At 44.0% G+C, this 24,926-nt stretch carries 28 protein-coding genes; 11 read left to right on the forward strand and 17 right to left on the reverse strand.

The genetic code is table 11. The features are described from left to right. Positions 1-342: 342 nt before the first annotated feature. The 3 genes from ACS72_RS01280 to def form a co-directional block, all read right to left on the reverse strand. Positions 343-2,358, reverse strand: a complete 2,016-nt coding sequence (locus ACS72_RS01280) for a TonB-dependent copper receptor (RefSeq protein ID WP_048880980.1) — start codon at positions 2,356-2,358, stop codon at positions 343-345. Between the two features lie 71 nt (positions 2,359-2,429). Beyond that, entirely contained in the window at positions 2,430-2,849 is a 420-nt protein-coding gene (locus ACS72_RS01285; protein ID WP_048880981.1) for a DUF2946 family protein, read from the reverse strand. Between the two features lie 92 nt (positions 2,850-2,941). After that, a complete protein-coding gene (def, locus tag ACS72_RS01290) occupies positions 2,942-3,472 on the reverse strand; it encodes a peptide deformylase (RefSeq protein ID WP_005220256.1) in 531 nt (176 codons plus the stop codon). A 120-nt stretch (positions 3,473-3,592) separates the two neighbouring features. Here def and ACS72_RS01295 point away from each other — a divergent pair, with 120 nt between their 5' ends. From ACS72_RS01295 to ACS72_RS01305, 3 genes are all read left to right on the forward strand, one after another. Further along, the gene (locus ACS72_RS01295) at positions 3,593-4,747 is read left to right on the forward strand and encodes a LysM peptidoglycan-binding domain-containing protein (protein WP_008307283.1); all 1,155 of its coding nucleotides are present in this window, start codon (positions 3,593-3,595) and stop codon (positions 4,745-4,747) included. A 92-nt stretch (positions 4,748-4,839) separates the two neighbouring features. Next, entirely contained in the window at positions 4,840-5,979 is a 1,140-nt protein-coding gene (gene dprA / locus ACS72_RS01300) for a DNA-processing protein DprA (protein ID WP_048880982.1), read from the forward strand. 40 nt (positions 5,980-6,019) lie between these two features. Next, entirely contained in the window at positions 6,020-6,595 is a 576-nt protein-coding gene (locus ACS72_RS01305; RefSeq protein ID WP_048880983.1) for an L-threonylcarbamoyladenylate synthase, read from the forward strand. A 395-nt stretch (positions 6,596-6,990) separates the two neighbouring features. On the opposite strand, the gene ACS72_RS01310 is transcribed toward ACS72_RS01305, so the two are convergent. Then, entirely contained in the window at positions 6,991-7,902 is a 912-nt protein-coding gene (locus ACS72_RS01310; RefSeq protein WP_048880984.1) for a DMT family transporter, read from the reverse strand. Between the two features lie 224 nt (positions 7,903-8,126). Between ACS72_RS01310 and ACS72_RS01315 the strand changes: the two genes are divergently transcribed. The 3 genes from ACS72_RS01315 (at position 8,127) to ACS72_RS01325 (ending at position 10,035) form a co-directional block, all read left to right on the forward strand. After that, positions 8,127-8,672, forward strand: a complete 546-nt coding sequence (locus ACS72_RS01315) for a glutathione peroxidase (RefSeq protein ID WP_004814265.1) — start codon at positions 8,127-8,129, stop codon at positions 8,670-8,672. Between the two features lie 213 nt (positions 8,673-8,885). Beyond that, entirely contained in the window at positions 8,886-9,266 is a 381-nt protein-coding gene (locus ACS72_RS01320) for an RcnB family protein (protein WP_004814264.1), read from the forward strand. Positions 9,267-9,426: 160 nt separating this feature from the next. After that, positions 9,427-10,035: a hypothetical protein gene (locus ACS72_RS01325; protein ID WP_048881005.1), complete on the forward strand. Its 609-nt coding sequence runs from the start codon at positions 9,427-9,429 to the stop codon at positions 10,033-10,035. 134 nt (positions 10,036-10,169) lie between these two features. Here ACS72_RS01325 and ACS72_RS01330 read toward each other — a convergent pair whose 3' ends face one another. The 11 genes from ACS72_RS01330 to ACS72_RS01380 form a co-directional block, all read right to left on the reverse strand. Continuing rightward, positions 10,170-11,546, reverse strand: a complete 1,377-nt coding sequence (locus tag ACS72_RS01330; RefSeq protein ID WP_048880985.1) for an NAD-dependent succinate-semialdehyde dehydrogenase — start codon at positions 11,544-11,546, stop codon at positions 10,170-10,172. A 335-nt stretch (positions 11,547-11,881) separates the two neighbouring features. Further along, entirely contained in the window at positions 11,882-12,301 is a 420-nt protein-coding gene (locus ACS72_RS01335) for a F0F1 ATP synthase subunit epsilon (protein ID WP_004814254.1), read from the reverse strand. Between the two features lie 26 nt (positions 12,302-12,327). Beyond that, positions 12,328-13,722: a F0F1 ATP synthase subunit beta gene (gene atpD, locus ACS72_RS01340; protein ID WP_004895294.1), complete on the reverse strand. Its 1,395-nt coding sequence runs from the start codon at positions 13,720-13,722 to the stop codon at positions 12,328-12,330. A 30-nt stretch (positions 13,723-13,752) separates the two neighbouring features. After that, positions 13,753-14,622, reverse strand: a complete 870-nt coding sequence (gene atpG, locus ACS72_RS01345) for a F0F1 ATP synthase subunit gamma (protein WP_004814251.1) — start codon at positions 14,620-14,622, stop codon at positions 13,753-13,755. 87 nt (positions 14,623-14,709) lie between these two features. Continuing rightward, positions 14,710-16,254: a F0F1 ATP synthase subunit alpha gene (atpA, locus tag ACS72_RS01350; protein ID WP_004814250.1), complete on the reverse strand. Its 1,545-nt coding sequence runs from the start codon at positions 16,252-16,254 to the stop codon at positions 14,710-14,712. Between the two features lie 43 nt (positions 16,255-16,297). Beyond that, a complete protein-coding gene (locus ACS72_RS01355; protein WP_004814249.1) occupies positions 16,298-16,834 on the reverse strand; it encodes a F0F1 ATP synthase subunit delta in 537 nt (178 codons plus the stop codon). Positions 16,835-16,846: 12 nt separating this feature from the next. Continuing rightward, positions 16,847-17,317 carry a F0F1 ATP synthase subunit B gene (locus ACS72_RS01360; RefSeq protein WP_004814248.1) on the reverse strand — a complete coding sequence of 157 codons (471 nt, stop codon included), beginning with the start codon at positions 17,315-17,317 and terminating at the stop codon, positions 16,847-16,849. Between the two features lie 39 nt (positions 17,318-17,356). Next, positions 17,357-17,602: a F0F1 ATP synthase subunit C gene (gene atpE, locus ACS72_RS01365; RefSeq protein WP_000424060.1), complete on the reverse strand. Its 246-nt coding sequence runs from the start codon at positions 17,600-17,602 to the stop codon at positions 17,357-17,359. A gap of 83 nt (positions 17,603-17,685) precedes the next feature. Further along, entirely contained in the window at positions 17,686-18,561 is an 876-nt protein-coding gene (gene atpB, locus ACS72_RS01370) for a F0F1 ATP synthase subunit A (RefSeq protein ID WP_004814247.1), read from the reverse strand. A gap of 103 nt (positions 18,562-18,664) precedes the next feature. Further along, positions 18,665-19,063 carry an ATP synthase subunit I gene (locus ACS72_RS01375; protein WP_004814246.1) on the reverse strand — a complete coding sequence of 133 codons (399 nt, stop codon included), beginning with the start codon at positions 19,061-19,063 and terminating at the stop codon, positions 18,665-18,667. A gap of 173 nt (positions 19,064-19,236) precedes the next feature. Further along, positions 19,237-20,073: a metal ABC transporter solute-binding protein, Zn/Mn family gene (locus ACS72_RS01380; RefSeq protein WP_004814245.1), complete on the reverse strand. Its 837-nt coding sequence runs from the start codon at positions 20,071-20,073 to the stop codon at positions 19,237-19,239. Between the two features lie 138 nt (positions 20,074-20,211). Here ACS72_RS01380 and ACS72_RS01385 point away from each other — a divergent pair, with 138 nt between their 5' ends. Genes ACS72_RS01385 through ACS72_RS01400 form a run of 4 tightly spaced genes read left to right on the forward strand, consistent with a single transcriptional unit; the run spans position 20,212 to position 22,778 of the window. Beyond that, complete coding sequence (locus ACS72_RS01385) at positions 20,212-20,709, forward strand: transcriptional repressor (RefSeq protein ID WP_048880986.1); 498 nt, start codon at positions 20,212-20,214, stop codon at positions 20,707-20,709. Further along, on the forward strand, positions 20,691-21,473 hold the full coding sequence (gene znuC, locus ACS72_RS01390) for a zinc ABC transporter ATP-binding protein ZnuC (RefSeq protein WP_048880987.1): 783 nt from the start codon (positions 20,691-20,693) through the stop codon (positions 21,471-21,473). The genes ACS72_RS01385 and znuC overlap by 19 nt, the downstream gene beginning before the upstream one ends. Before the next feature lie 3 nt (positions 21,474-21,476). Continuing rightward, on the forward strand, positions 21,477-22,277 hold the full coding sequence (gene znuB, locus ACS72_RS01395; RefSeq protein ID WP_048880988.1) for a zinc ABC transporter permease subunit ZnuB: 801 nt from the start codon (positions 21,477-21,479) through the stop codon (positions 22,275-22,277). An 18-nt stretch (positions 22,278-22,295) separates the two neighbouring features. Beyond that, entirely contained in the window at positions 22,296-22,778 is a 483-nt protein-coding gene (locus ACS72_RS01400) for a DUF523 domain-containing protein (RefSeq protein ID WP_048880989.1), read from the forward strand. Between the two features lie 10 nt (positions 22,779-22,788). Here the strand turns inward: ACS72_RS01400 and ACS72_RS01405 are convergent, their stop codons facing one another. Together ACS72_RS01405 and ACS72_RS01410 are read right to left on the reverse strand one after the other, a co-directional pair. Further along, entirely contained in the window at positions 22,789-23,109 is a 321-nt protein-coding gene (locus tag ACS72_RS01405; RefSeq protein ID WP_048880990.1) for a pyrimidine/purine nucleoside phosphorylase, read from the reverse strand. 89 nt (positions 23,110-23,198) lie between these two features. Beyond that, positions 23,199-23,822: a LysE family transporter gene (locus tag ACS72_RS01410; RefSeq protein ID WP_048880991.1), complete on the reverse strand. Its 624-nt coding sequence runs from the start codon at positions 23,820-23,822 to the stop codon at positions 23,199-23,201. 158 nt (positions 23,823-23,980) lie between these two features. Here ACS72_RS01410 and ACS72_RS01415 point away from each other — a divergent pair, with 158 nt between their 5' ends. Then, positions 23,981-24,901 carry a Dyp-type peroxidase gene (locus tag ACS72_RS01415; protein ID WP_048880992.1) on the forward strand — a complete coding sequence of 307 codons (921 nt, stop codon included), beginning with the start codon at positions 23,981-23,983 and terminating at the stop codon, positions 24,899-24,901. Positions 24,902-24,926: the final 25 nt, after the last annotated feature.

A 24,926-nucleotide genomic window follows, 5' to 3' on the forward strand; every position in this document is an offset into this window, starting at 1 on the left:
TATTTTTAAACTTACTAAATAAAACCCAACTCAACCAATCTTAACTAAGTTACTGTTTTATCAGAAGTTTTAATCTTCATCACCGCCGATGGATGTGCATTCTACAGCATTTCAGGAGGCTTGCAACACCTTTTTTAAAACATTTGAAACGTGTGTTTATTTTATAAACCACAATATCTATAAATAACTGTTTTATATATAAAATTTATTTTAATAAAAATATTCGTTATTTTATTTGGAAATGGCCATACCAATTAAACACTTGATTTTTATAAATTTTATTAAATTAAAAAAGCAAAAAGCAGAACTTTCGTCCTGCTTTTTGTACTTAATCTAATCAGATTAGAACCTCATACTGATTCTTGCCCAGTAATTTCGTCCCATATTATTAAATTGTTCATTAGCCGCCAGACCGACACCTGCATTTCCCATCTTATTCAAATGCTCCGTATAGGTTTTATCTAACACATTATCAATACCCACCGACAAATCGATGTCTTCTGCTAAATTATAGGTTCCATTTAGCGATAATGTGCTAAAGCCTGCACTTGGCTGTAGATCGTATCCAACAATATTACCTTCATTCTTACTAATACGGTTTTGACTGTCCACTACACGCCACAACAATCCAACATTGTATTTGTCTTGAATATAGCGCAAGTTAACTCGTGCCTCTAAAGGTGCAATTTGTGGCAACGGCGTATTATTGGTGGTGTTTTCACCCCAAGCATACATTGCGCTCACATCGGCTTGAATCGCATCAGTCAATTGATAACCAATTCCGGCTTCTGCACCAGCGATGGTGGCATCAACATTCCGGCTATGAGCTTCCAACCTTCCCATCATGCCAGTAGGTCTGTATGTCGTTAACACATAATCATTAATCAAACCTGCGTATGCTGACGCCCATGAGTTGAACTTACCATGCGAGTGCTGATAACCCACATCAAGCTGTAAAGTTTTTTCAGTATCGATATTTTTAAAGGTATTGGCATTTCCATTGCCTGATTTAGGACTAAACAGCTCCCAATAGTCTGGCATGCGTTCAACATAACCTAGTCCAATATAGGTTTTGCCATCTTCATGTTCAGGATGAATATTCTCAAAACGCAGGAAGCCACTTGGTAAAAGTTGCTGACGAGACTGATTACTTTGAACTGCATCGACATCCACCTGATCTAAACGCAGACCTGTGACAAATTGATTGTCGTTGCCCAGATCATAAGTCAGTTCACCAAACGCGCCGATGGATTGAAATTCCATGTCGGTCATACGAGGTAGATTCTGATATGAAACACCATCTGTTGTCTTACGAATCGAGTGCTCATTGTTTTGCGTATCAAGACCCGAGATCAGTTTAACCTTATCCCATTCACTGGTCATCGCGACACGCGCATTTAAAGTTTTACGTGCAACGTTAGTTGCCATTTCCATCATAGGTTTAGCACGTAAACTATAGTTATCCATCACATGGTCGTTATAGTTATAGTTGATCTGCCCTTCTACCTTCTGAATCACATCGCTGATATTTCTCTTTTCAACACGCAAACCTAAACTTTCACGGGCAAACTTGGAACCATCCATCATACGGCCAGCATACACTGCTTCACCATCGGCCTTACCACCGGTCAGTTCTACCCAGGTGTTTTCATCGGGTGTCCAGCCTAAAGCCAGATCAGCATTCCAGCGTTCCCAGTCTGATGGCACAGTATTGCCATTACCATCCTGATAGCTGTTGGCTACCGAGCGGTTGGTATTGAGGCGAATATATTTCTGTTCATCACCTGCTGCAACTTCGACATTATGATCGAAACGCCCGAAGGAACCCATCAAAACACTGGCCTGACCGCGATAATGTTGATCTTCCCCAAACTGTTCAGGTGTACGTTCAAAAATGACGGTTGCTGCCGAACCGGTATTGGCATATTGAACCGTTTGCGGGCCTTTAATCACTGAAATACGATCATAACTTTCTGGAGAAATATATGAAGTGGGCGAATCCATCCGGCTTGGGCAGGCACCGAGGTTTTCAGTGCCATCAGTCAGGATTTTAATGCGTGAACCAAACATGCCACGAAAGGTCACATCGCCATTGGTACCTGCTCCGCTATTGACCGAACTAAAACCTACAATACTTTGCAGATAATCTGCGCCATCAGTTGCTGGCACTGGCTGAATCGGCTGTTTTGGATCAGCACGAACAATCAGACCATTGGCATCATTACCGGCAGTTGAAGTCACCACAATTGGAGCCATGGTCTGTACTGGCATAACTTCATTTGCCAACACCATTGAAGAATAACAAGCAACACAAATCGCAGCCGCAAGAGGCTGTAAAGAAAATTTAGGCTGAGCCATTTCTATCTCACTGAATACATAAATTGAACACGGCCTAAGTCAATTAAGACCCAGACAAAAACAACGTGGATTTATGCAAACAGTGGTGGTGCCCTGCCCTGGGGTAGCAGAAAGAGTTGTTGCAGAACAAACCAGACATGACTGAATGCTTGTTTAAATGCAATCAGTCGAACCTGGATTCGATCCAGTACTTCTTTTAGATCCAGTTCAGGTGGCAGAACCAGATTGCCGTAGACAGTACAGTATTGACATTGATGATTGGCATCATGATGGTCATGGACAACTTCTACAGACGCAGTCTGAATACTGTGGTCAGCATGATGAGAATGAGCAGCGTGATGCTCATGTGATAAAGGCAACAAAAGTGCACGCGTGATGGTTTCACAGACCGGAGCAACCTGATATTGCTTCGGTAGCAAAGGCTGCAGGAATACAGCGATCTGTAAAAATACGGCTGCCAGAGAAAGTAGCAACCCGCCACGTGTCACCATAGGAGAAGGGCAAATAAAAATTTGTCACCGTTAATTATAACAAAGCCCAGTAAAAACTGGGCAATAATCAATGCATCAATACGACAAAATACTTAGCGTTTCACTGCAACTTTGGCTTTATCACGCTGACGTGCTGCTTTTTCAATTTTTTCACGGGCACGCTGGCGCTTCAAAGGTGATAAATAATCCACGAAAAGTTTACCATTTAAGTGGTCCATTTCATGCTGGATACACACAGCCAACAGGCCATCCGCCTCAACCTCAAATGCTTGACCTTCAAGATTAATTGCTTGAATTTTTACACGTGACGGACGCTCAACTTTATCGTATATTTGAGGTACTGATAGACAGCCCTCTTCGTATGGCTGTGTTTCTTCAGTCAATGGTGTAATTTTGGGGTTAATGAACACCATGGGTTGATCTTTATCTTCAGACAGGTCCATCACAATCAGCTGAATATGACGATCGACTTGTGTCGCGGCTAAACCGATGCCGGGCGCTTCATACATGGTTTCAAACATATCTGCAGCGAGCTGACGAATTTCATCAGTAACCTCTTCGACTGGTTGTGCAATGGTACGAAGACGGGGATCCGGGAAACTTAAAATAGGTAATAAGGCCATACTGCGTCCTCAATTATGCCATTGATCAAAAAACCAAATGAAGGAATGCTTCATTAAAAAATTGTGTGTAAGATCGTTATTATAACGCAACTTACATACATAATTTTAGGAATTATGATAATGAAAAAGGTTTTGAAGGGCATGCCATCTTTTAGTGCCTTGGGGATTAAAAATCAAATGCTCGCACTTGCAGTTTGTGTCGGTGTTGGGATGGGGACAATTTCAACTACACATGCAGCACCAGCTCGTAATGTCAATCCACCAAGCCTGAAAGCATCAGCACCGAATGTCTATGTGGTAAAAAAAGGTGACACATTATGGGATATTTCCAAGCGTTTTCTTAAAAATCCGGTACGCTGGCCAGAAATCTGGGCAGGTAATAAGCATGTGAAAAATCCACACTGGATTTTCCCGGGTGACCGTCTGCTGATGTGTGATTACCAGGGCCGCCCAATCATTGGTAAAGATGAAGGTGATGGCTGTACCGGTATCATCAACCGCTACCTTGGCACGAATAAGTTACAGCCTCAGGTGCGTATCGAATCGCTCAACAATACTATTCCTGTTATTCCTTTAGCCCATATCCAGCAATGGCTAGAGCGCTATACAATTATGGCAGCAGACTCTATTGAAGGCACTCCTTATATTCTGGGTACAGCTGATCAACGTGTACTGGCTGGTAAAGGCCAGAAAGTTTATGCACGTGGCAATGGCCTGGAAGTGGGTCAACGCTATGCAGTATACCGCGAAGCTGAACCTTATATACTGACTGATGCTAATGGTAAAAAATACACTGCTGCTATAGAACTACAGCAGGTCGCTTCTGGTATTGCAATCCGTGGTGAAGGTGATATCACCACACTGGAACTGACCGACAGCTATAATGCTGAAGTCCGCCGTGGTGACCGGGTACTACCAGAATATGATCCAATGCTGCCTACCCTGTTCTATCCAGTAAATGCGGAAAACAACATTTCAGGTGGTCAGATCATTCGTGTATTGGGTTCAATTGGTACAGCTGCACGTCATAGTGTTGTCACCATTGACCGTGGCATAGCACATGGCGTTCAGTCTGGTCATGTGTTTAGTGTGAATCAGCAAGGTGAAGTCGTGACTGATCCAAAAACCAAAGAGCGTGTGCAGCTTCCGGGCGAACGTATTGGTAATGTCATGGTCTTCAAAACGTTTGATCAGTTCAGCTATGCCTATGTCCTAGACAGTGAATTGCCGATCAAAGTGGGCGCTACCATTCAGCCACCGCTGCTGGACGAATAATTTACAAGAACTTTAAGATGATGCTGTGATTCAGCATCATCTTAACCTCATTACTCATTATAAAAATAAGAAGACGCAAGATAGGTCTCAATATGTTGAATTCGTTATCTACGACTCAACTGGACAACATTCGCTTATGGTATGTAGTCCAGCATTCCCTCACCAGTTTCTATCGCTTATCTGAATATTATGAAAATCTTGCTGATGCTGTTCAGCCGGATCAAGTTGAGACCTGGCTAAAACTAGGCGTTCATAAAAATCATCTCCAGCGGCTTCAGGATTTCAATTGCAAAGATGCCCAGCGCGAGTTTCAGCATTGTCTGGAGCAGATCCAGAAAACTTGCGACTTTATTTTATTACATACTGAAGCGGATTATCCTCAGCAACTGAGTCATTACGCCGATAAACCGCCGATTGTATTTGGTCAGGGTAAAGCCGACAGTTTATTACAGGCACAGGTGGCAATTGTGGGCAGCCGCAAACCGAGCAATCACGGTCGTCAGATGGCTTATGATTTTGCTTACTACTTAAGTGAACAAGGTTTTTATATCAATAGTGGACTGGCGCAAGGCATTGATGAAGCGGCACATCGGGCAGCGCTGCAGCAGCATCGTACGATTGCAGTGATGGGCACGGGTCTGGATCAAACCTATCCGGCGACAAGTCAGCCATTAAAAGAACAGATCATTGCCCAAGGCGGCACGGTGATTACAGAATTTTTGCCCGGTACTCCGCCTCTGCAACATCATTTTCCACGGCGTAACCGTATTGTAAGTGGACTGAGTCTGGGTGTTATTGTGGCTGAAGCTGCCCTTAAAAGTGGCTCACTCATCACTGCCAAACTGGCTGCCGAACAAGGAAAAACCGTGTTTGCGATTCCCGGACATATCTACAGTGAAAATCACAAAGGCTGTCACCAGCTCATCCGCGAAGGTGCAATTCTGATTGATCATCCACACCAGGTGGTTGAAGATCTGGCATTAGCCACCCAATGGCAGGCAGCTGAACAAATTTACAAAGCAGAAAATAGTGAACCCGAATTGATCGAGATTCCAGCACACCTGATTCCGCTCTACAACCAGCTCGACTGGATCGGACAAGGCCTAGATCAGATCAGCATTCAACTCAGCCAGGATGTTTCCACAATCACAGCACAGTTGATGGAACTTGAATTACTCGGTTTCAGTACACAACAAGCCGGTATGTTTCTACGTTGTCGTACAGGCAAATAAGGTTCACAATAGCCCTTTGTTGTTTTTAAAAGGTATATACATGATCACCACCTCTGTTGCCGAAGCAGCGACATTCCTGAAACAAGGACAAGTCTTGGCATACCCTACAGAGGCTGTCTGGGGTTTGGGCTGTGACCCTCACAACGAACAGGCATTTCACCAGATTCTGCAACTGAAACAGCGTCCAATTGAAAAAGGTGTGATTCTTCTTGCTGGACATATTTCCCAAGTAGAACATTTACTAGAAGCACTGACACCAGAAATCCGCGAACGTATTATTGCTTCATGGACCAACCGCAGCGTATCCGAACGTGCCACCACCTGGCTATTACCTGCCAGTGAAGATATTCCGGCCTGGATTAAAGGCAATCATCCTAAAGTTGCGGTACGTGTTACCACCCACCCTTTATGTATGGCTTTATGTCAGGCTTTTGGAGGCTATATCGTTTCGACCAGTGCCAATCCAGCAGGTCTAAATCCCGCACTTTCACTTCAGGATGCAAAACAGTACTTTAAAGAATCTGAGAGCCTGAACTACTTAAATGGCGATTTAGGACTGAGTCAGGAACCCAGCAAAATTATTGATGCTGTAACAGGTGAAATTATTCGTGACTGAGCCTTTGCTCAGTCATTTTTCTTTTCAAGCCGACTAAAGTTTTAAGACAAAAAAAAGCTCAACCATATAGGGATGGTTGAGCATAAAAAAGGATGTGTATTATCACATCCAGAGGGTATCGAAATCTCTGGGCATTTCAGCAACAGTCGCTGATCTGCGATGGAGCGTATTATGGGCGAACAGTTTAAAAAAAACAAATATATTTTAGCTCTTAAAAAACAGCTTAAACCTATGATTAATCAATCATTATTTGAAAAAAATTCAAATTATCTTGCTCTTTTTAAAGTGCTTTTTAAAGAAGCTAAAAGCTACTCTTCTCGACTAAAGTCTATTTGCCTTTATTCACGAGATCATTCAAGCAAAAAATTAAGTTTGTTTGTTCGTTTTTTGGGCAACTATTTGGCTTTCAGGAGCACTGGCGCCACAGTTTTTTTCTGGGCCAGCACAATTCCGAACAGAATAATCGCCCCACCAATACTGTGATAAATGGTCCAGGCCTCTTTTAACCAGACAAAGGCAATTAAAGCGGTAAACACCGGCATCAGGTTCATAAAGATACTGGTGCGGGTCGGTCCCAGACGCTGAATCGCCATCATCCACACCAAAGGGGCAATTAATGAAGGGAAAATACTGGCGTAGATAACGCTGCCGGCATTGGTCATATTGATGGCATCAAGACCCAACCAGGCCACAAACGGCAGGTGATACAGCAGCGCAAACAGAATCTGCACATACAGGCTCAGCATTAACGGAATCTGCAGCTGCCATTTTTTCAGAAAAACCCCATAAAAGGCATAGAAAAACACGGCGATAATCATCAGCAGATCGCCCCATTGGCCGCCGGCATGCAGCAGGCCCCAAGGATTGCCCTGCCCCATCACATAGATCAGCCCGGCAAAGGACAACAGACTGCCAATAATGGCGTAGCGATTCGGAATATCGCGCAGAATCAGCATCGACACAAAAATGGTAAAAATCGGAATAAAGGCATTAATAATGCCCATATTGGTGGCGGTGGTGTAATGTGCAGCGGTATAAGCCAGTCCCTGATACAGCACCAGACCAAAGGCACTCAGCACTGCCAGCTGTTTCAGATGCGGCACAATCAGGGCACGCTCACGAATCACCCGCGGCAAAATAAACGGGGTTAGAATCAGAAAGGCAAAAAACCAGCGATAAAAACTGATGCTCACCGGCGAGATAAAGTCGGTCACATAGCGGGTCACGACAATATTCAGTGACCAGATCAGTACCGCTGCCAATGGCAGTAAAAATGCCCACCACACTGCCTTGTGTTGCTGTGTCATATATTCATCCATAAAGTATCGGGTTCAGCATTGTCTGCAAGTTAGAGCCTAGCAAGTTTCAATTCAACGCCGTTGTTGTGTAGCACAAGCATAATTGATTTTTCACGCAAAATTAATGCATGGTCTTAAATTTACCCGACTGCCCTACATGTTTTTACTTGTACTCAGCCGGAATACCCGTTACAACATTCGACAGGATAAACACATCAAAAACAGGACTTCATATGAGCACTTCAGTCTACGACATTCCAGTATTAAGCATTCAGGGTGCAGAATTCACTCTCAATCAGTATCAGGGCAAAGTTTTGCTCATCGTCAATGTGGCATCTAAATGTGGCCTGACTCCACAATATGAAGGCTTGCAAAAGCTGTATAACGAGAAAAAAGCCGAAGGTCTGGAGATTCTAGGTTTCCCATCAAATGATTTCCTGGCACAGGAGCCAGGCAGCGAGAAGGAAATCCAGGAATTCTGTTCAGTAAATTATCAGGTCGATTTCCCGCTATTTGCCAAGATCCCGGTCGTTGGAGAAGCAAAACATCCTTTATATGCTGCTTTAACCCAAGCGATTCCTGAACGTACCGGTGAAGGCCCATGGTGGAAAGATCTAGTTGATTACGGCCTGACTCCAAACCAGCCACCTGAAGTGCTATGGAATTTTGAAAAATTCCTGGTCAATAAAAATGGTGAAGTAGTGGCTCGCTTTGCACCGGATATTACTGCAGATGATCCACGTATCATCGATGCAATTAATGCCGAATTGGCTAAATAATTTGCAATAGTAATATAAGCATCTCTCATGGTTAGAGATGCTTATATTTTTTAATTAAAAAAAGATATGTATATTAATAAAATCATTCAATTTACTTCTTCTATTTTCCTTCCAGATTTTAATATTTACACTACACTCTCTTCAATTTCAAACACCTCTGCCAGCCTATGATGAGCTCATACACAAACAAACCGCCATAATGAAAGGTGAAGTATGAAAACGCTGGTGAAAGCAATTGTTTTATCGATCTCAACTGCACTGGTTGCTATTCCAGCCATGGCTGCGCCTCAGGATCATCATCAATATAGCAAGTCGCATGCTCAACAACAGCATCATGCTCCTCAGCACCATCAGCTAAACAAACACCCAGCTCAACAGCATAAACAGGGTTATAAAAAAGTTGATCCATCACGTGATTGGCGAGTAGGTCAAAAAGTCCCAAACCAATACCAAAGTAAAATCTATAAAGTGGATCACAGCAAATATAAACGACTCAACAAGCCTGGTAGAAATCAGCAATGGATTAAAGTGAATGGCGACTATATTCTGATGAATGTCGTTAACGATAAGGTCATTAAAATTATCGCAGCTTAAACCCTGCTCTCCTCGGTGAAAAAAGAGCGCTTTGACGCTCTTTTTTATGCTTGAATATCTATAGCGAGGCCTTTTTTGTTATTCATTTGCAACTCTCCGCATTTTCTACAAATTTCATCCCTATATTAATGCCTGTAAGCAGTAAATGATGAGCACCCCAATGAAATTTAAGCAAATTCTCCAAAATAGCGTACTACCTTTTGCCCTTTTTGCAGGTGCATTGAGTTTGCTGGGCTGTGATCAGGTTTCTGCCCCTGCTTCATATACTGAAAAACCGGAGCAACAGGATGTAGCAGAAGAACAGACAGTAGTATCAGAAAATACTGAAGTGCAGCAATCTTCTGCAGACCTTAAAAGTGGCAATATGTTCTACATCGTACGTGATGTGGCCGATTTACAGTTAAAGGCTGGTGATTACGTGACTCAGCTGAAGCAAACCCAGACTGAACTGGAAACTGCGGTCAGTGAAAAAGATACTTCTCAATTGCAAATCACCGCAATGCAATTGCAACAGCAATTAAAAAGCTTTAACCAGACTCTAAGTGGCTTAAACTTGAAAAGTCAGGAAGTTGATCAGGTACGTAGCAACCTGATGAATGCCAACCAGCAAGCATTGGCATCTCCTTTCCTGAATGGCCAGATGGATTTCAGTCAGGTGGATTTCCAGAAGCTGGAAAAACAGATGGGAAATATCCAGTCTGAAATGATCAAGCTGGCCGCAATGATGATTCCTGAGAAACAATCCCAGGCAGCAGAACAGGAAAGTTGATCTCAGTTTTATAGATGACCTAGGCTCCCTGATAAACCAGTCACCAGACTGGTTTATTACTATTAAATATAGATTAATAGAAGAAGCGGTCTAGAAAGCCGCTTCTTTACTGGAAGGATAAGGCAGAAAAGTCATTATTCTTTAGGACTTTTCACGACGACTAAACGTTTTTGGGTGAATTCTCTGAAACCGTCGATCGATAATTCATGCCCATAACCAGAATTTTTAATACCGCCAAATGGCAGCTCTGGTGCGGTATCGGTAAACCAATTAATCCAGATCATGCCGGTTTCAACTCGTGAAGCCAGTTTTTTGGCACGCTCGATATCTTGAGAATGAATCACACCGCCCAAACCATAATGCGAATCGTTGGCAATCGAAACGATTTCATCTTCATCCTTCGCGACATAAATCTGGGCAACCGGCCCAAAGAATTCTTCATACCAGGCCGGATTATCACGGCTGATATTTTCCAGAATTGTCGGCTCATAAAAGTTACCTGCATGCTCGATAGGCTTACCACCTGTCAGCACAGTAGCACCATGCGCTACCGCCTTATCGACCTGTTTGGTCAGTTTTTCCAGAGCGTCAGCTGATGATAAGGGTGCCAGTGTCGTTTCAGGGTCGAGTGGGTCACCAATTTTCAGTTCCTGAAAAGCTTTCAGCATACCTGCTTTAAATTCATCAGCGATTTTTTCATGCAAAATAAAACGTTTGGCCGCAGTACAGACTTGGCCTGAGTTATTTACCCGGGCCTGACAGCCAATTTTAATGGCTTTTTCCAGATCAGCATCATCTAGCACAATAAAAACATCATTACCACCAAGTTCCAAGGTGGATTTTTTAATGTATTTACCGGCCTGTTCTGCTACGGCACTTCCGGCACCTTCTGAACCCGTCAAGGCTACACCCTGTACACGCGGATCAGCAATAATCTCTTGAACCTGATCAGAACTGATAAACAGGTTAATCCAGACACCTCTTGGTGCACCTGCTTCCAGCACCAGCTTTTCAAAGGCTTCGGCACATTGCGGCACAATACCAGCATGTTTGGCCAGGACCGGATTGCCAATTGCGCAGTTTGGGGCAAAGACACGCATCAATTGATAGAATGGGAAGTTCCATGGTTCAACGGCCATCACAATACCCAGAGGATGATGCTCTACCCATGCTTCGCCGAGTTCCGTTTCATAAGACACCGGAGCTAGAAACTCTTTGGCTTGATCAGCAAAGTATTCGGCAATTTTGGCGCAAGATTCAATTTCACCTTCACTCTGTTTAATCAGTTTACCCATATCCAGCGTCATGAGCTTCGCCAGTTCGGTTTTTTGTTCACGTAATTTTTGCGCGACATTTCTCAGCACTTTAATACGTTGATCAATCTGTTGTGGCCAGTCTGACTTGAGTATCTGTTCTGCCTGATCCAGCGCATTTTGTATATGCTCATCTGTATGTGGCGGATAGTCTTTCAATTTTTGATTGGTAAATGGGTTAATAGATTGATATGCCATGACTTTCCCTTTTCTTTAAATTATAAGTTTTGCTTGTTTTTGAACTCGTCAATTCAACTTAAACAAGCTTGCATCTGGGGTAGTCACTTAACTTAGCATTGATTTTTTTATATTCAGGGAATATTTACAGATTGGTTCAAAACATTACTGAGAAAGGGTAAAAATTATATCGTGTGGTACAAAATATAATTATACGGGTTGGTTAAAAAGCTATTTAACAGATCTAACAAGCGGCTACTTTTTTTACTAGACTTATAAGATAAGTAGATTCAAACTGAATTTTTACAATAAAAAAACCACCCTTTCGGGTGGTTTCTTCAATCTCAAACCGGCAATTACATTGCGCGGTTTTTGATTTTGCGGATCGTTTCCAGCTGAGCAGCAGTCTCTGCAAGAGCAGCCAAAGCAGCAGCAGCGTCCAAATCGCCCTTTTGATTTGCTAGCAATTGTTCAGCGTGTTTACGCGCTTCAATAATTGCCGCTTCATCCAAGTTTTCTGCACGGACTGCTGTATCAGCAAGAACCGTAACAACATGCGGTTGAACTTCTAGAACACCACCAGATACATAGATTAATTCTTCTGTACCGTTTTCCAAAATAACGCGGATCGCGCCAGGTTGGAGCAAAGTTACCAGCGGAGCGTGACCAGGCATAATACCTAACTCGCCGCCAGCACCTTTAGCAATTAGCATAGTTACAGTGCCTGAGTACAAAGACTCTTGAACACTTACAACGTCACATTGCATAGTCGCCATGAGAATCTCCTAAATTAGGGAACTAATTAAAGTTTCTCAGCTTTAGCAATCACTTCGTCAATACCACCAACCATATAGAACGCTTGTTCTGGGATGTGATCGTATTCACCAGCTAGAAGACCTTTAAAGCCACGAATCGTTTCTTTAAGCGGTACAAGTTTACCAGGAGCACCAGTAAACACTTCAGCTACGTGGAACGGTTGAGAGAAGAAACGTTGGATCTTACGTGCGCGATACACGATAAGTTTGTCTTCTTCTGACAATTCGTCCATACCAAGAATTGCGATAATGTCTTTCAATTCTTTATAACGTTGAAGAACGTTTTGAACTGAACGAGCGATTTCGTAGTGTTCTTGGCCAACTACAAGTGGATCTAACTGACGTGAAGTAGAGTCAAGTGGATCGATCGCAGGGTAAATACCTTGAGAAGCGATGTCACGGCTCAATACAACAGTTGCGTCCAAGTGAGCGAACGTAGTTGCAGGCGATGGATCTGTTAAGTCATCGGCAGGTACGTATACCGCTTGAATTGACGTAATAGAACCAGACTTAGTAGATGTAATACGTTCTTGAAGAACACCCATCTCTTCTGCAAGTGTAGGCTGGTAACCTACTGCAGATGGCATACGACCTAGAAGTGCTGATACTTCAGTACCTGCTAGTGTATAACGGTAGATGTTGTCAACGAACAATAGTACGTCACGGCCTTTACCGTTTTCGTCTTTTTGATCACGGAAGTACTCAGCCATAGTCAGACCAGTCAACGCTACACGTAGACGGTTACCTGGTGGCTCGTTCATCTGACCGTAGACCATTGCTACTTTGTCTAGAACGTTAGAGTCTTTCATCTCGTGATAGAAGTCGTTACCTTCACGAGTACGCTCACCAACACCAGCGAACACAGATAAACCTGAGTGCGCTTTCGCGATGTTGTTGATCAACTCCATCATGTTTACAGTTTTACCAACACCGGCACCACCGAACAGACCAACTTTACCACCTTTCGCGAACGGGCATAGTAAGTCAATGACTTTAATACCAGTTTCTAGAAGGTCAGTAGAAGCCGCTTGTTCTGCATAAGAAGGCGCTTGACGGTGAATTGGTAAACGCTCTTCAGTTGCAACTGGACCAGCTTCGTCGATTGGGCGACCAAGAACGTCCATGATACGACCTAAAGTCGCTGTACCTACTGGTACAGAGATTGGCGCGTTAGTGTTAGTTACGTTCAAACCACGCTTAAGGCCTTCAGTAGAACCCATTGCAATAGTACGAACTACGCCATCACCAAGTTGTTGCTGAACTTCTAATGTAGTTTCAGTACCGTCAACTTGGAGAGCGTCATAGATCTTAGGAACGCTGTTACGTTCAAACTCGACGTCGATAACCGCGCCGATGATCTGAATGATACGACCGCTACTCATTGCTGTCTCCTCAATTCAAACTAATATATGTTAAACGGCAGCGGCACCACCAACGATCTCAGAAATTTCCTGAGTAATCGCGGCTTGACGCAGCTTGTTATAAATAAGTTGCAGGTTCTTGATCAAATCACCCGCGTTATCTGTTGCAGCTTTCATTGCAACCATACGAGCAGACTGCTCACACGCGATGTTTTCGATCACACCTTGATACACCACAGACTCGATGTAACGAACCAACAAGCCATTTAAAAGCTCTTCAGCTTCAGGCTCGTAGATATAGTCCCAACCGTATTGACGGTTAAGCGTCTTGTCTTCTTCAGCAGCTGCTAAAGGAACAAGCTGTTCGATCTTTTGGTTTTGAGTCATGGCGTTGACAAAGCCGTTAGATACTAGATAAATACGATCTAACTCGCCTTTATCGTAAGCGTCTAACATCACCTGTACAGAACCAGATAACTGTTCAAGACTTGGAGTGTCGCCCACTTGAGTGGTCGCACCAAGTACTTTACCGCCGTAGTTTTTAAAAAACGAAACCGCTTTTTGACCAATCAAAGCAAATTGAACTTCAATTGACTGCTCTTGTTGCTGTTGAACGTGTTTTACCACTTTCTTGAACAGGTTAATGTTCAAACCACCAGCAAGGCCGCGATCTGATGACACGATGATATAGCCAACGCGCTTTACAGGACGTTCAACCATATAACGGTGTTTGTATTCAGGATTCGCTTGAACCAAGTGAGCAATTACACGGTGCATATTTTCGGCATACGGACGGCCTTGAGCCATGCGCTCTTGCGCACGACGCATCTTAGAAGCTGCTACCATCTGCATCGCGCGAGTAATTTTCTGCGTGCTTTTGATACTAGCTACTTTGGCGCGAATTTCTTTTAAATTTGCCATACGCTTAACCTAGTATTCGAAGGCCCTTTCGAGCCCTCGAAGGTTGATTCCGTGAACCAAACCAACACTAATTAGCAAGTTGCTAAATTAGTAAGTTTGAGTCGCTTTGAACTTTTCAATACCAGCTTTGAATTCAGCTTCGATATCTTTGTCCCAAGCACCAGTCTCGTCAACTTTTTGCATAACTGCAGCATGTTCTGAACGGAAGTAAGAAATTAACGCAGCATCAAAGTCTACGATTTTCTTCACTTCTACGTCAGCCATATAGCCTTCGTTAGATGCATAAACTGATACAGCTTGGTCAGCGATTGAGTATGGAGCATATTGTTTTTGCTTCATAAGCTCAGTTACGCGTTGACCGTGTTCAAGCTGTTTACGAGTTGCTTCGTCAAGGTCAGAAGCGAACTGAGCAAACGCTGCCAATTCACGGTACTGTGCAAGTGCAGTACGGATACCACCAGACAATTTCTTGATGACTTTAGTCTGCGCAGAACCACCAACACGAGATACAGAGATACCCGCGTTCACAGCAGGACGAATACCCGCATTGAACAATGATGTTTCAAGGAAGATCTGACCGTCAGTAATCGAAATTACGTTGGTTGGTACGAATGCAGATACGTCACCCGCTTGAGTTTCAATAATCGGCAATGCAGTTAATGAACCAGTTTGGCCTTTCACTTCACCGTTAGTGAATTTCTCAACGTAGTCAGCAGATACACGAGAAGCACGTTCAAGTAGACGTGAATGTAGATAGAACACGTCACCTGGGTAAGCTTCACGACCTGGTGGACGACGAAGAAGCAATGAAATTTGACGATATGCTACAGCTTGTTTAGACAAGTCATCATAGATGATCAGAGCATCTTCACCGCGGTCACGGAAGTATTCGCCCATTGTACAGCCTGAGTACGGAGCAAGGAAAAGCATTGCTGCTGGATCCGCTGCCGCTGCTGCTACAACAGTTGTATACGCCATAGCGCCAGTTTCTTCCAGCTTGCGCACAACGTTAGCGATAGTCGATTGTTTTTGACCAATTGCTACGTATACACATTTAATGCCAGAGTTTTTCTGAGCGATGATCGCATCGATCGCCATAGCTGTTTTACCAGTCTGACGGTCACCAATGATCAACTCACGCTGACCACGGCCTACTGGGATCATTGTATCTACTGATTTATAACCAGTTTGTACAGGTTGATCCACTGATTGACGCCAAATTACGCCTGGTGCTACTTTCTCAACAGCATCAGTCAATTTTGCATCAATAGGGCCTTTACCATCAATCGGGTTACCCAAAGCATCTACTACACGGCCTAAAAGTTCTGGACCAACCGGAACTTCTAATACACGACCTGTGCAACGCGCTTTTTGACCTTCTTGAAGGTTTAAGTAGTTACCTAAAACAACGACGCCCACTGAATCCTGTTCTAGGTTCAGTGCCATACCGTATAAGCCGCCGTCGAATTCGATCATTTCACCGTACATTGCATCAGCAAGGCCGTGAATACGCACAATACCGTCGGATACCATAACAATGGTACCTTCGTTTTTAGCGGTCGCGCTGGTGTCCAGATCGCCGATACGCTGTTTAATGAGCGCACTGATCTCGGATGGATTCAGTTGTTGCATTGCGCTATACCTCAATCTTTTTAAAGTTCAGTCTTCTTATTTCTTAAGCAAGAAGACGAGTACGCATTTTTTCAAGCTTATTAAGCGCAGAATCATCTATCACTTGGTCGCCTGCACGAATAACCACACCAGCAATAAGCTCTGGTTTAACTTCTACAGAAACATTTACCGCCGCTTCGAATTTTTTCTCTAATGCGTGAGTAAGGAGTTGTTCCTGTACAGAAGTCAATGGGAATGCCGATTCAATCACAACATCCACAGTATTGTTATTCTGTGATTTGAGCTGTTCATATTCTGCAGCAATTTCAGGAAGCAAAGCCAAACGTGCGTTTTCAGCAAGCATTGTCAAAAAGTTTGACACTGCAGGCGTTTGGTCTTCGCCTAAAACTTTAGCAAAAAGTGTCACCTGCTCAGCAGGTGTCAACTCAGGGCGATTTAGATAAGCTGAAAATGCTTCGTCTTGCACCGCAGCACTGAGCAATTCAAGTGCAGTTGACCAAGAGTCAGCTGTACCTTGCTCAGAAGCGTAAGCAAATGCTGCTTTAGCGTAAGGGCGTGCCAACGTCAAGAGTTCAGCCATAATCCGCCTCTCTTAAAGTTTAGCAGCCAGCTGAGTCAGCATGGCATTGTGAGCTTCTGCGTCAACTTGCTGGCTAAGAATTTTCTCAGCGCCAGCAACTGCAAGAGCAGCCACTTGTTGACGTAATTCTTCGCGAGCAGAATTGATTTCAGTATCAACAGCTTCTTTAGCCTGTTGACGAATACGCTCACCTTCAGCTGACGCTTGAGTACGAGCTTCTTCTACCAATTGCGCTGCACGACGGTTCGCTTGTTCGATCAATTGAGCCGCTTGTGCTTTTGCCGCGTCCAGTTCAGCTTTCACTTGTGCTTGCGCATCTGCAAGGTCAGCCTTCGCTTTTTCAGCAGCATTTAAGCCATCAGCGATTTTACGCTGACGTTCACTAATCGCATTGATTAGTGGTGGCCATACAAACTTCATGCAGAATGCGACAAAAATCGCAAATGCAATCGCTTGGCCAAACAATGTGAGGTTGATATTCATTGCAAATTCCTCAAATAGTGAATTTCGGAATTAAGCTGATTAACCTACAAATGGATTAGCGAAGATGAAGAACAAGCCAATACCAACACCGATCATAGGCACAGCATCAAGAAGACCCGCGATTAAGAACATACGAGTTTGAAGTTGTGGAGCCAATTCTGGTTGACGAGCTACAGCTTCAAGGAAACGGCCGCCTAAAAGACCAAAACCAATCGCAGTACCTAAAGCACCGAAAGCGATCAAGATAGCAGATGCAATTGCAACTAGACCTAAAGTGAGTTCCATGATAATTCCTCAGAGGTTAGGTTTTATACCAAATTAAGTTAAAAAATTGTGCCCAACCATCCTGTGACAGTTAGGCAATACCATTAATGCTTTTCGCTTGCCATGCTCAAGTATACGATAGTCAGCATCATGAAAATGAATGCCTGTAGCGTAATAACAAGAATGTGGAAGATCGCCCAAGGCACAGATAACGCCCACTGGATCCAGAACGGTAATAACGCGATAAGAATGAAGATTAACTCACCCGCATACATGTTACCGAACAGTCGTAGAGCCAATGAAACTGGACGTGCAAGGAAGGTTACCAATTCAAGAATCAAGTTCACTGGAATGAGTAACGCTTTTGCAACTGGGTTACTTGGGTTAAATGGGTTAAGTGCAAGCTCACCAACGAAACCGCCAATGCCTTTCTCACGAATACTGTAAAACAAGATAAGCGCAAATACAGACAATGACATACCAAGGGTAATGTTAGGGTCAGTAGATGGAACGATCTTGAAGTAAACGTGGTGCGGATCAATACCAAGAAGGCTACCAATCACGTGTTGAGCGATATAAGGAATCCAGTCAACAGGGATCAAGTCCATCAAGTTCATGAGGAAAATCCACACGAAGATGGTTAGCGCTAGTGGAGCGATCAAACGCGATTTTCCGTGGAAAGTATCGCGTACACTTGAGTCAACAAACTCGATAATCATTTCGATTGCAGACTGGAACTTGGTAGGAACACCAGAGTTTGCAGCTTTCGCTACGATCCAGAACATGAAACAGAAAAGAATACCAAGGCCGATTGACCAACCCATTGAATCCAAGTGAATAGCAGTGAACCCCATCTGTTGAGCTTCAGCACCATTCTCGGCCAATTTCCATGTACCGTCCGGCATTTTGCCATAGGTCATGTTGGTCAAGTGGTGCTTGATGTACTCGGTCGAAGTAAGGGCATGTTCTTCAGCAGCCATAAATCACACCTGGTCAATGTCAAAAACTAATGAAACTTACGAATATCGCGTGCTGCTTGATATCTCGCTTATTTCTGAAAAAACTTTTCAATTTTTGCTGCGCTTAAACTCGTCTTTGTAGACGTGACACCCAAAACGGAGCGACCCACGACATGGCTTGAACGAGTATAAAACCACAAAACAATGCAACCGGGGATAACGGCTTGACATTGCTTAAAATCAAAATGAATCCAACAATCACAATTGCAAACTTACCGAGCATGCCCCTATACATGTTCGATAGAACTTGTTTGGAAGCTCGCGCGCCCGCAGCACGAAACGACTGCCAGCTAAAGTAGCAGGTCGCCAGCCAACATACGAATGCACCCAAGGCTGCACTCAAGGCTGCGGTTGTGTCCTTCAGAACCCAACCTAACAACGCTGAAACGGGTATCATTACTGCTTGCAAGATGACCAAAGCTTTCGCTAATCGTCGGTCAATCAAGCGACTAGTTCGGCTCATTATTTATTCACTCACAGCAATCATGCTTGACAAGTTTAGCTGATGATTATTTTTAATCGCAGGCATTATAGAGTTACACCCCTTAACATGCAATCTTTTCCCGAGCTTAGCTTCGAAAAATTCGATGGTTCAATCGTTTCTAAACTAAGCAAAACTCGATCACTTTTTAATCATTATCGAGAATTTAGCACACATTTGTTCGTTTGATCAGCTAATTGTTGCCAGCCTTGGATAAAGTCCCCTGCCCCATTCATGCTTTCGTCTACATGCTGGAAAACTACCGGGTTCAGTTTTCTGTACTGATTGGCATTGGCATGTCCCTCAGCCAGCAGACACATTTTGGTCTGTGCGCGGGTATCCTGCAGGTACTTGATCTGTGCAACCGTTGGTGACACATGCGGATCATCGGTGAGTGCACCCATAAACTTCAGGTTTAGCGGACGCTCTAGATATTGATAGGCATCATGATATGACCAATAGGGGCGTGGCTTAGAAGTTGAACTATAACGTTGTGCTGTCGTTAGCATATTTTGTGCAAAAGCACGTGCATTTTTCCAGTAAGTTTCACGGTACTGTGGCATTTGCTGTGAACGCAGCGCAGCAATAAAGAAACCGATGCGAACTGCATTATTTGGGTCCAGCCAGACATGTGTATCAACCGTATTTTTTAAGGCTTCACCACGCGGATTACGCATTGGCAAAGGATTAATAATGCTGGAATCCAGAATTGCGATACTTTTATTACTTTCTTCGAGTACTTTTGCTAAAGGCGCTTCATGGGCCTGTCCCAGCCAGATCACCAGCCCCGCATCCTGAATGGTTTTACGGTGTGCCGGGGTCAGGCTGACATCATGTCCAGTCTGATTGGCCAATAATAAGGTTGGCTGTTCTACCCCTTGGGTAATTTTTTTGGCAATCAGGTAAATCGGATGCGTAGATACCACCAGACTTTGTGACCAACTTAAGGTACTCAATAAAGCCAGGGCACAGAACGCAAAGAAACGGGACATGGGAGAAAATCGCGGTAAAAACACTAAGTGTTATAATATAACAAATTTGCAAAAATACCTATGCCTAATCGAAACTGACAACGCTTCATGATAAGATTTAAAATTCTTTTAATTTCAGTTTCGCACTTGAGGTGAACTATGGGTTCCTGTTCGCACGAACACCACAACGCATTGCACGGCGTACACGATCATCCGAACGTGGAACAACGCCTGGCTGAAGCGGAAAGCCTGTGTGCAGCAACTGGTGCGCGACTTACGCCTTTGCGTAAGGAAGTCCTCGAACTGATTTTAAATGCTTCAGGTCCCATGGGCGCCTATGACCTGCTGGCCAAGATTAAAAATAATAGTGATCGTCCTGCGGCACCACCCACAGTATATCGCACGCTCGACTTTTTATTAGAAAAAGGCTTTATTCACCGCCTGACGTCTATTAATGCCTATATTCCCTGCTGCCATCCGCGTGAAGGCCATCAGGCAGCGTTCTTGATTTGTACTGAATGTAAAGCAGTCAAAGAAGCATCTGCACAAGGTTTATTAGAACAACTGGATGCCTTGGCGGCTTCAGACGATTTTAGTGCACACCACAGCATTATCGAAATTTCAGGAATCTGTCAGCAGTGTCGCAACAAAGCCTAACTCCCGTACCGCTGATTCAACTTTCTAAAATTTGGGTCAATATCGATCAGCGGGACATCTTAAAAGCCATTGATTTCTCTTTGCAGGAGAAAGAGATTGTCACACTCATTGGTCCAAATGGTGCCGGTAAGTCGACCTTAATAAAGGTCATGCTTGGGATCGTCAAACCGAAATCCGGTGAAATCAAAACGGCGCGCAAGCTGAAATTCTCTTATGTGCCACAGAAATTCAATCCGTCACATAGTCTGCCGCTACGTGTCAAAGATCTGCTGGCTCTCGAGAAATGCCCTTCAGCTATTAAAGCTGAAATCATCCGTGATACCGGTATTGCCAAGCTGGAAAACTCCAAAGTTCAACAGCTTTCTGGGGGTGAGCGTCAACGTGTATTATTAGCACGCGCTTTACTACGCCAGCCGGATATCCTGGTTCTAGATGAACCCATGCAAGGTCTGGATATCCAATCTGAAGCCGAGCTGTATGAATATGTGCGTAGCCTGCCAGAAAAATATGGCTGTGCCATTTTAATGGTCTCGCATGACCTGCAATGGGTGATGCAAGGCACGCATCGTGTGGTTTGTCTGAATAAACATATTTGCTGTAGCGGATTACCGGAAAGTGTGCAGCAGCATCCAGAATATCAGGCGATCTTTGGCACCAATCGGGTGTTCTACCAGCATCATCATGATCACTGTGCCCATGGCGACTCTGCAGCACCCTGTCAGCACGATACACGACCGCATATTCACCCCGAGCCGGAAGCTTAAGCCATGATGGACTGGTTACAACTCCTTTTACCTGCATGGATCATGGGAACACTCTTGGTGTTCCTGACTGCTCCGCTGGGCTGTCTGATGCTGTGGCGTCGTATGTCTTTCTTTGCTGATACCATGGCACATGGCACTTTATTGGGTGTTGCCATTGCTGGTGCCATGAGTCTACCGCTGTGGATCGGTGTGACCTTTATTGCCCTGTTGCTGGTGGCTATTTTATGGGTGCTGTATGATCCTCGCTTACCGAACGATGCTTTGCTTGCCCTCTGCTCAGCCACCCTGCTCTGCTCAGGCTTATTGTTCATTCAGTATTTACCGAGTTTAAGACCAGAACTGCTGAGTTATCTGTTCGGTGATTTGCTGACGATTTCCTGGAATGATTTACCCACTTTTGCTGTGGTGATTATTGTTGCACTGGCTGTGATTTATAAAAGCTGGCAGGCACAGATCCAAATTGCCATTGATCCTGATATAGCGATCAGCGAAGGTGTGAATGCCAAATTACAACGCCTGATCTTTATGTTGTTACTGGCCCTATTCACCGTATTGGCACTTCGAGCAGTAGGTTCACTTCTAATGGGAGCCCTACTGGTTATTCCGGCACTAACGGCTCGCTTACTGGCAAACTCACCAAGACAAATGGTGATCTGGGCCTTCGTGATTGCTCAGATTGGGGTAACGGTTGGTCTCTGGTCAAGTGCAGGCCTCAACACTTCGACAGGTCTAACCATTGTCCTGACCATGTCAGTGCTTTTCGCCCTGATCTTCTGTATACAGAAGTTTAAGAAACTGAGTTAAGTCATGCTGAGTTAAGTCATGCAGAGTAAACGCTATTTGATTAGTGCCTGTTTGCTCGGTCATAAAGTCCGTTACAATGGACAGGATTGTCTGCTCAAGGAACTGTTGCAACATCTGCTACCTGACCAATATGTCAGTCTCTGCCCTGAAGTCAGTGGTGGCTTAGCCATCCCCCGCCCCCCTGCCGAGATTCAATCTGGGAATGGTCACGATATACTGCTACGCCACGCTCATGTTGTCGATATAAATGGTACAGATATTTCAGAGACTTTTATTCAAGGCGCCTATGCTGCTTTAGATCTTGCCCGAAGATTTCAAGTGACACATGCCATCCTCAAAGGCAATAGCCCATCTTGTGGCAGTGACTTGATTTATGATGGATCATTTACTGGAACAAAAATTCAAGGCCAAGGCGTCACTGATGCCCTGTTGCAACAACACGGCATCATTGTGATGACCGAACAAGATTTTTTGAAACAGCTAAAAGTTCGACCTGAGTAAGCTCACCCCCCTATTCAAAATGGCAAACATAATCCACAACTTCCCGGCATAACAGTTTAAACCGACTATGTTTAGGTACATAGAAAGATTGTCCTGGTACATAACGCTGATAATGCGTATCCTCACCGATCTGCACCAGACATTCACCGGAAATAATTTCCAGACGTTCTGCCACAGCAGTTTCAAACACGATCGGCTGTTCTGTCGGCAGGAACACACCTAAAGTTTTTTGAGTGCCATCCGGCAACTGAATGCAATGACTGATACAACAGCCATATTCGTGGATGGTTGGTTTTTTAATAATAGACACGCAGTCGAATTGACCAGACATAGGAATACCTCTTTTATTATTTTTATGTTTTGTATTCAAAAGCTAGCGACATCACATTGTTTTTATTTTTGCGTGATGCGCCTTTATGTTTAAGCCTGATGCACCAAACTGAGCAAGGTTGCAGCGCAGGCAAACAGTACGGCAAAGCTGCGATTTAATATTTTTTGTTGCTTTGCTGATGTCAATAATCTTAAAACTTTCGCTGCCAATCCGGTATAACCCGCCATCACAATCAGATCAATGGTGACCATGGTTGCTGCCATAATCACATACTGAATCCACTGAGGTTTGGACAGATCCAGAAACTGTGGCAATACCGCAAGCAGGAACACAATTGCCTTTGGATTACTCATATTCACAAGAAAACCATACAGCACCAATTTCCCCGCTGACTTACGGGTTAACTCATGTTGAATCTTAATCGACTGCATCGGCGCAGTCCACTGTAAATATGCTAGATAGAGCAGATAGCCCACACCGAACCATTTCACCAGCAGAAATGCCCAAGGTGATGTCGCAAACAGTACCCCTGCCCCGGCAGCGACAATGGCGATTTGAACCAGTAAAGCCAGCTGCAAGCCTAAAGCATTCCAGTAGCCATGTCGAAAACCGTAATTCAGGCCACTCGACATCGAAGCAATGGCGCCCGCACCCGGGGAAATGCTAATCACCCAACAGGCCAGCATGTAGGCAAACCAAACTTGATAGGACATGAATCTACTCGATAGAAAACTTGAAGCGTATTATATGACTTTTACAGTATATTCAGATCAAAATCTTGCTGAAATTCAATTTGAATACTATTCACCCTGTATGGCTTCAGGCACAATAGTTCGATTGAACACAGGAATTTTTATTACAGGAGCCATGAATGACAGCCCAATCTGTAATTTTGCCATTACCTTCAGATCATGCTCGCTTTATTGTTTTACGTCTCAGAGATCTCAGCATTGAAGACTTTAAAGAACAATTAGAGCAATTATTTACGACACGTGATCGTCTGATTACTCAACATCCTAATGCGCAAATTAAAACAGGCGTGGCTTTTGGTCCTGAACTGTGGGCGAAACTTTATGATCAAGCTCCTGCGGGCTTTAAACAGCTAGAACCAATTCAAGGTTCGTTTGAAATGCCAGTTGTTCCTGCAGATGTGTTGATTCATATTGCCAGTGCTCGTGCCGATATCTGCTTTGCTTTGAGCCAGTCTTTCTTTGAAGGAATCCGTGACCAAGTTGAAGTATTAGATGAGCGTGTTTGCTTCCGTTATTTTGATGGCCGTGATATTACCGGGTTCATTGACGGTACTGAAAACCCACAATTCCCAGATGATCGTGCTGAAGTGGCTTTACTCGGTGAAGATGCGGACATTTTCCAAGATGGTTCATTTATTTTTGCACAGCGTTATGCGCATAACCTGGAAAAATGGAAAAAGCTAAAGGTCGACGCTCAAGAGCAAGTGATGGGTCGTACTAAACTTGAATCGATTGAACTGGATGATGATGTAAAGCCTGCCAATGCTCACGTTGCTCGTACCGTGGTTGAGGATGAGGAAGGTGAAGAAATGGAAATCTTGCGTCACTCCCTGCCTTATGGTGACGGCCGTGGTGATCAAGGCTTATTCTTCATTGCCTATACCAAAGATTTAAATATTATTGATGCTATGTTAGAGCGTATGTTTGGTACGTCTGGTGATGGTATCCATGACCGCTTACTACACTTCGTAACTCCAATGGATGGTGCTTATTACTTTGCACCGAGTGAAGAGTTGTTGGAAGATGTTTTGGAAGGGTAAAATAAAAAGGCTGATATCATCAGCC

This window comes from Acinetobacter sp. VT 511 (genome assembly GCF_001077515.1).
GTDB lineage: Bacteria > Pseudomonadota > Gammaproteobacteria > Pseudomonadales > Moraxellaceae > Acinetobacter > Acinetobacter schindleri.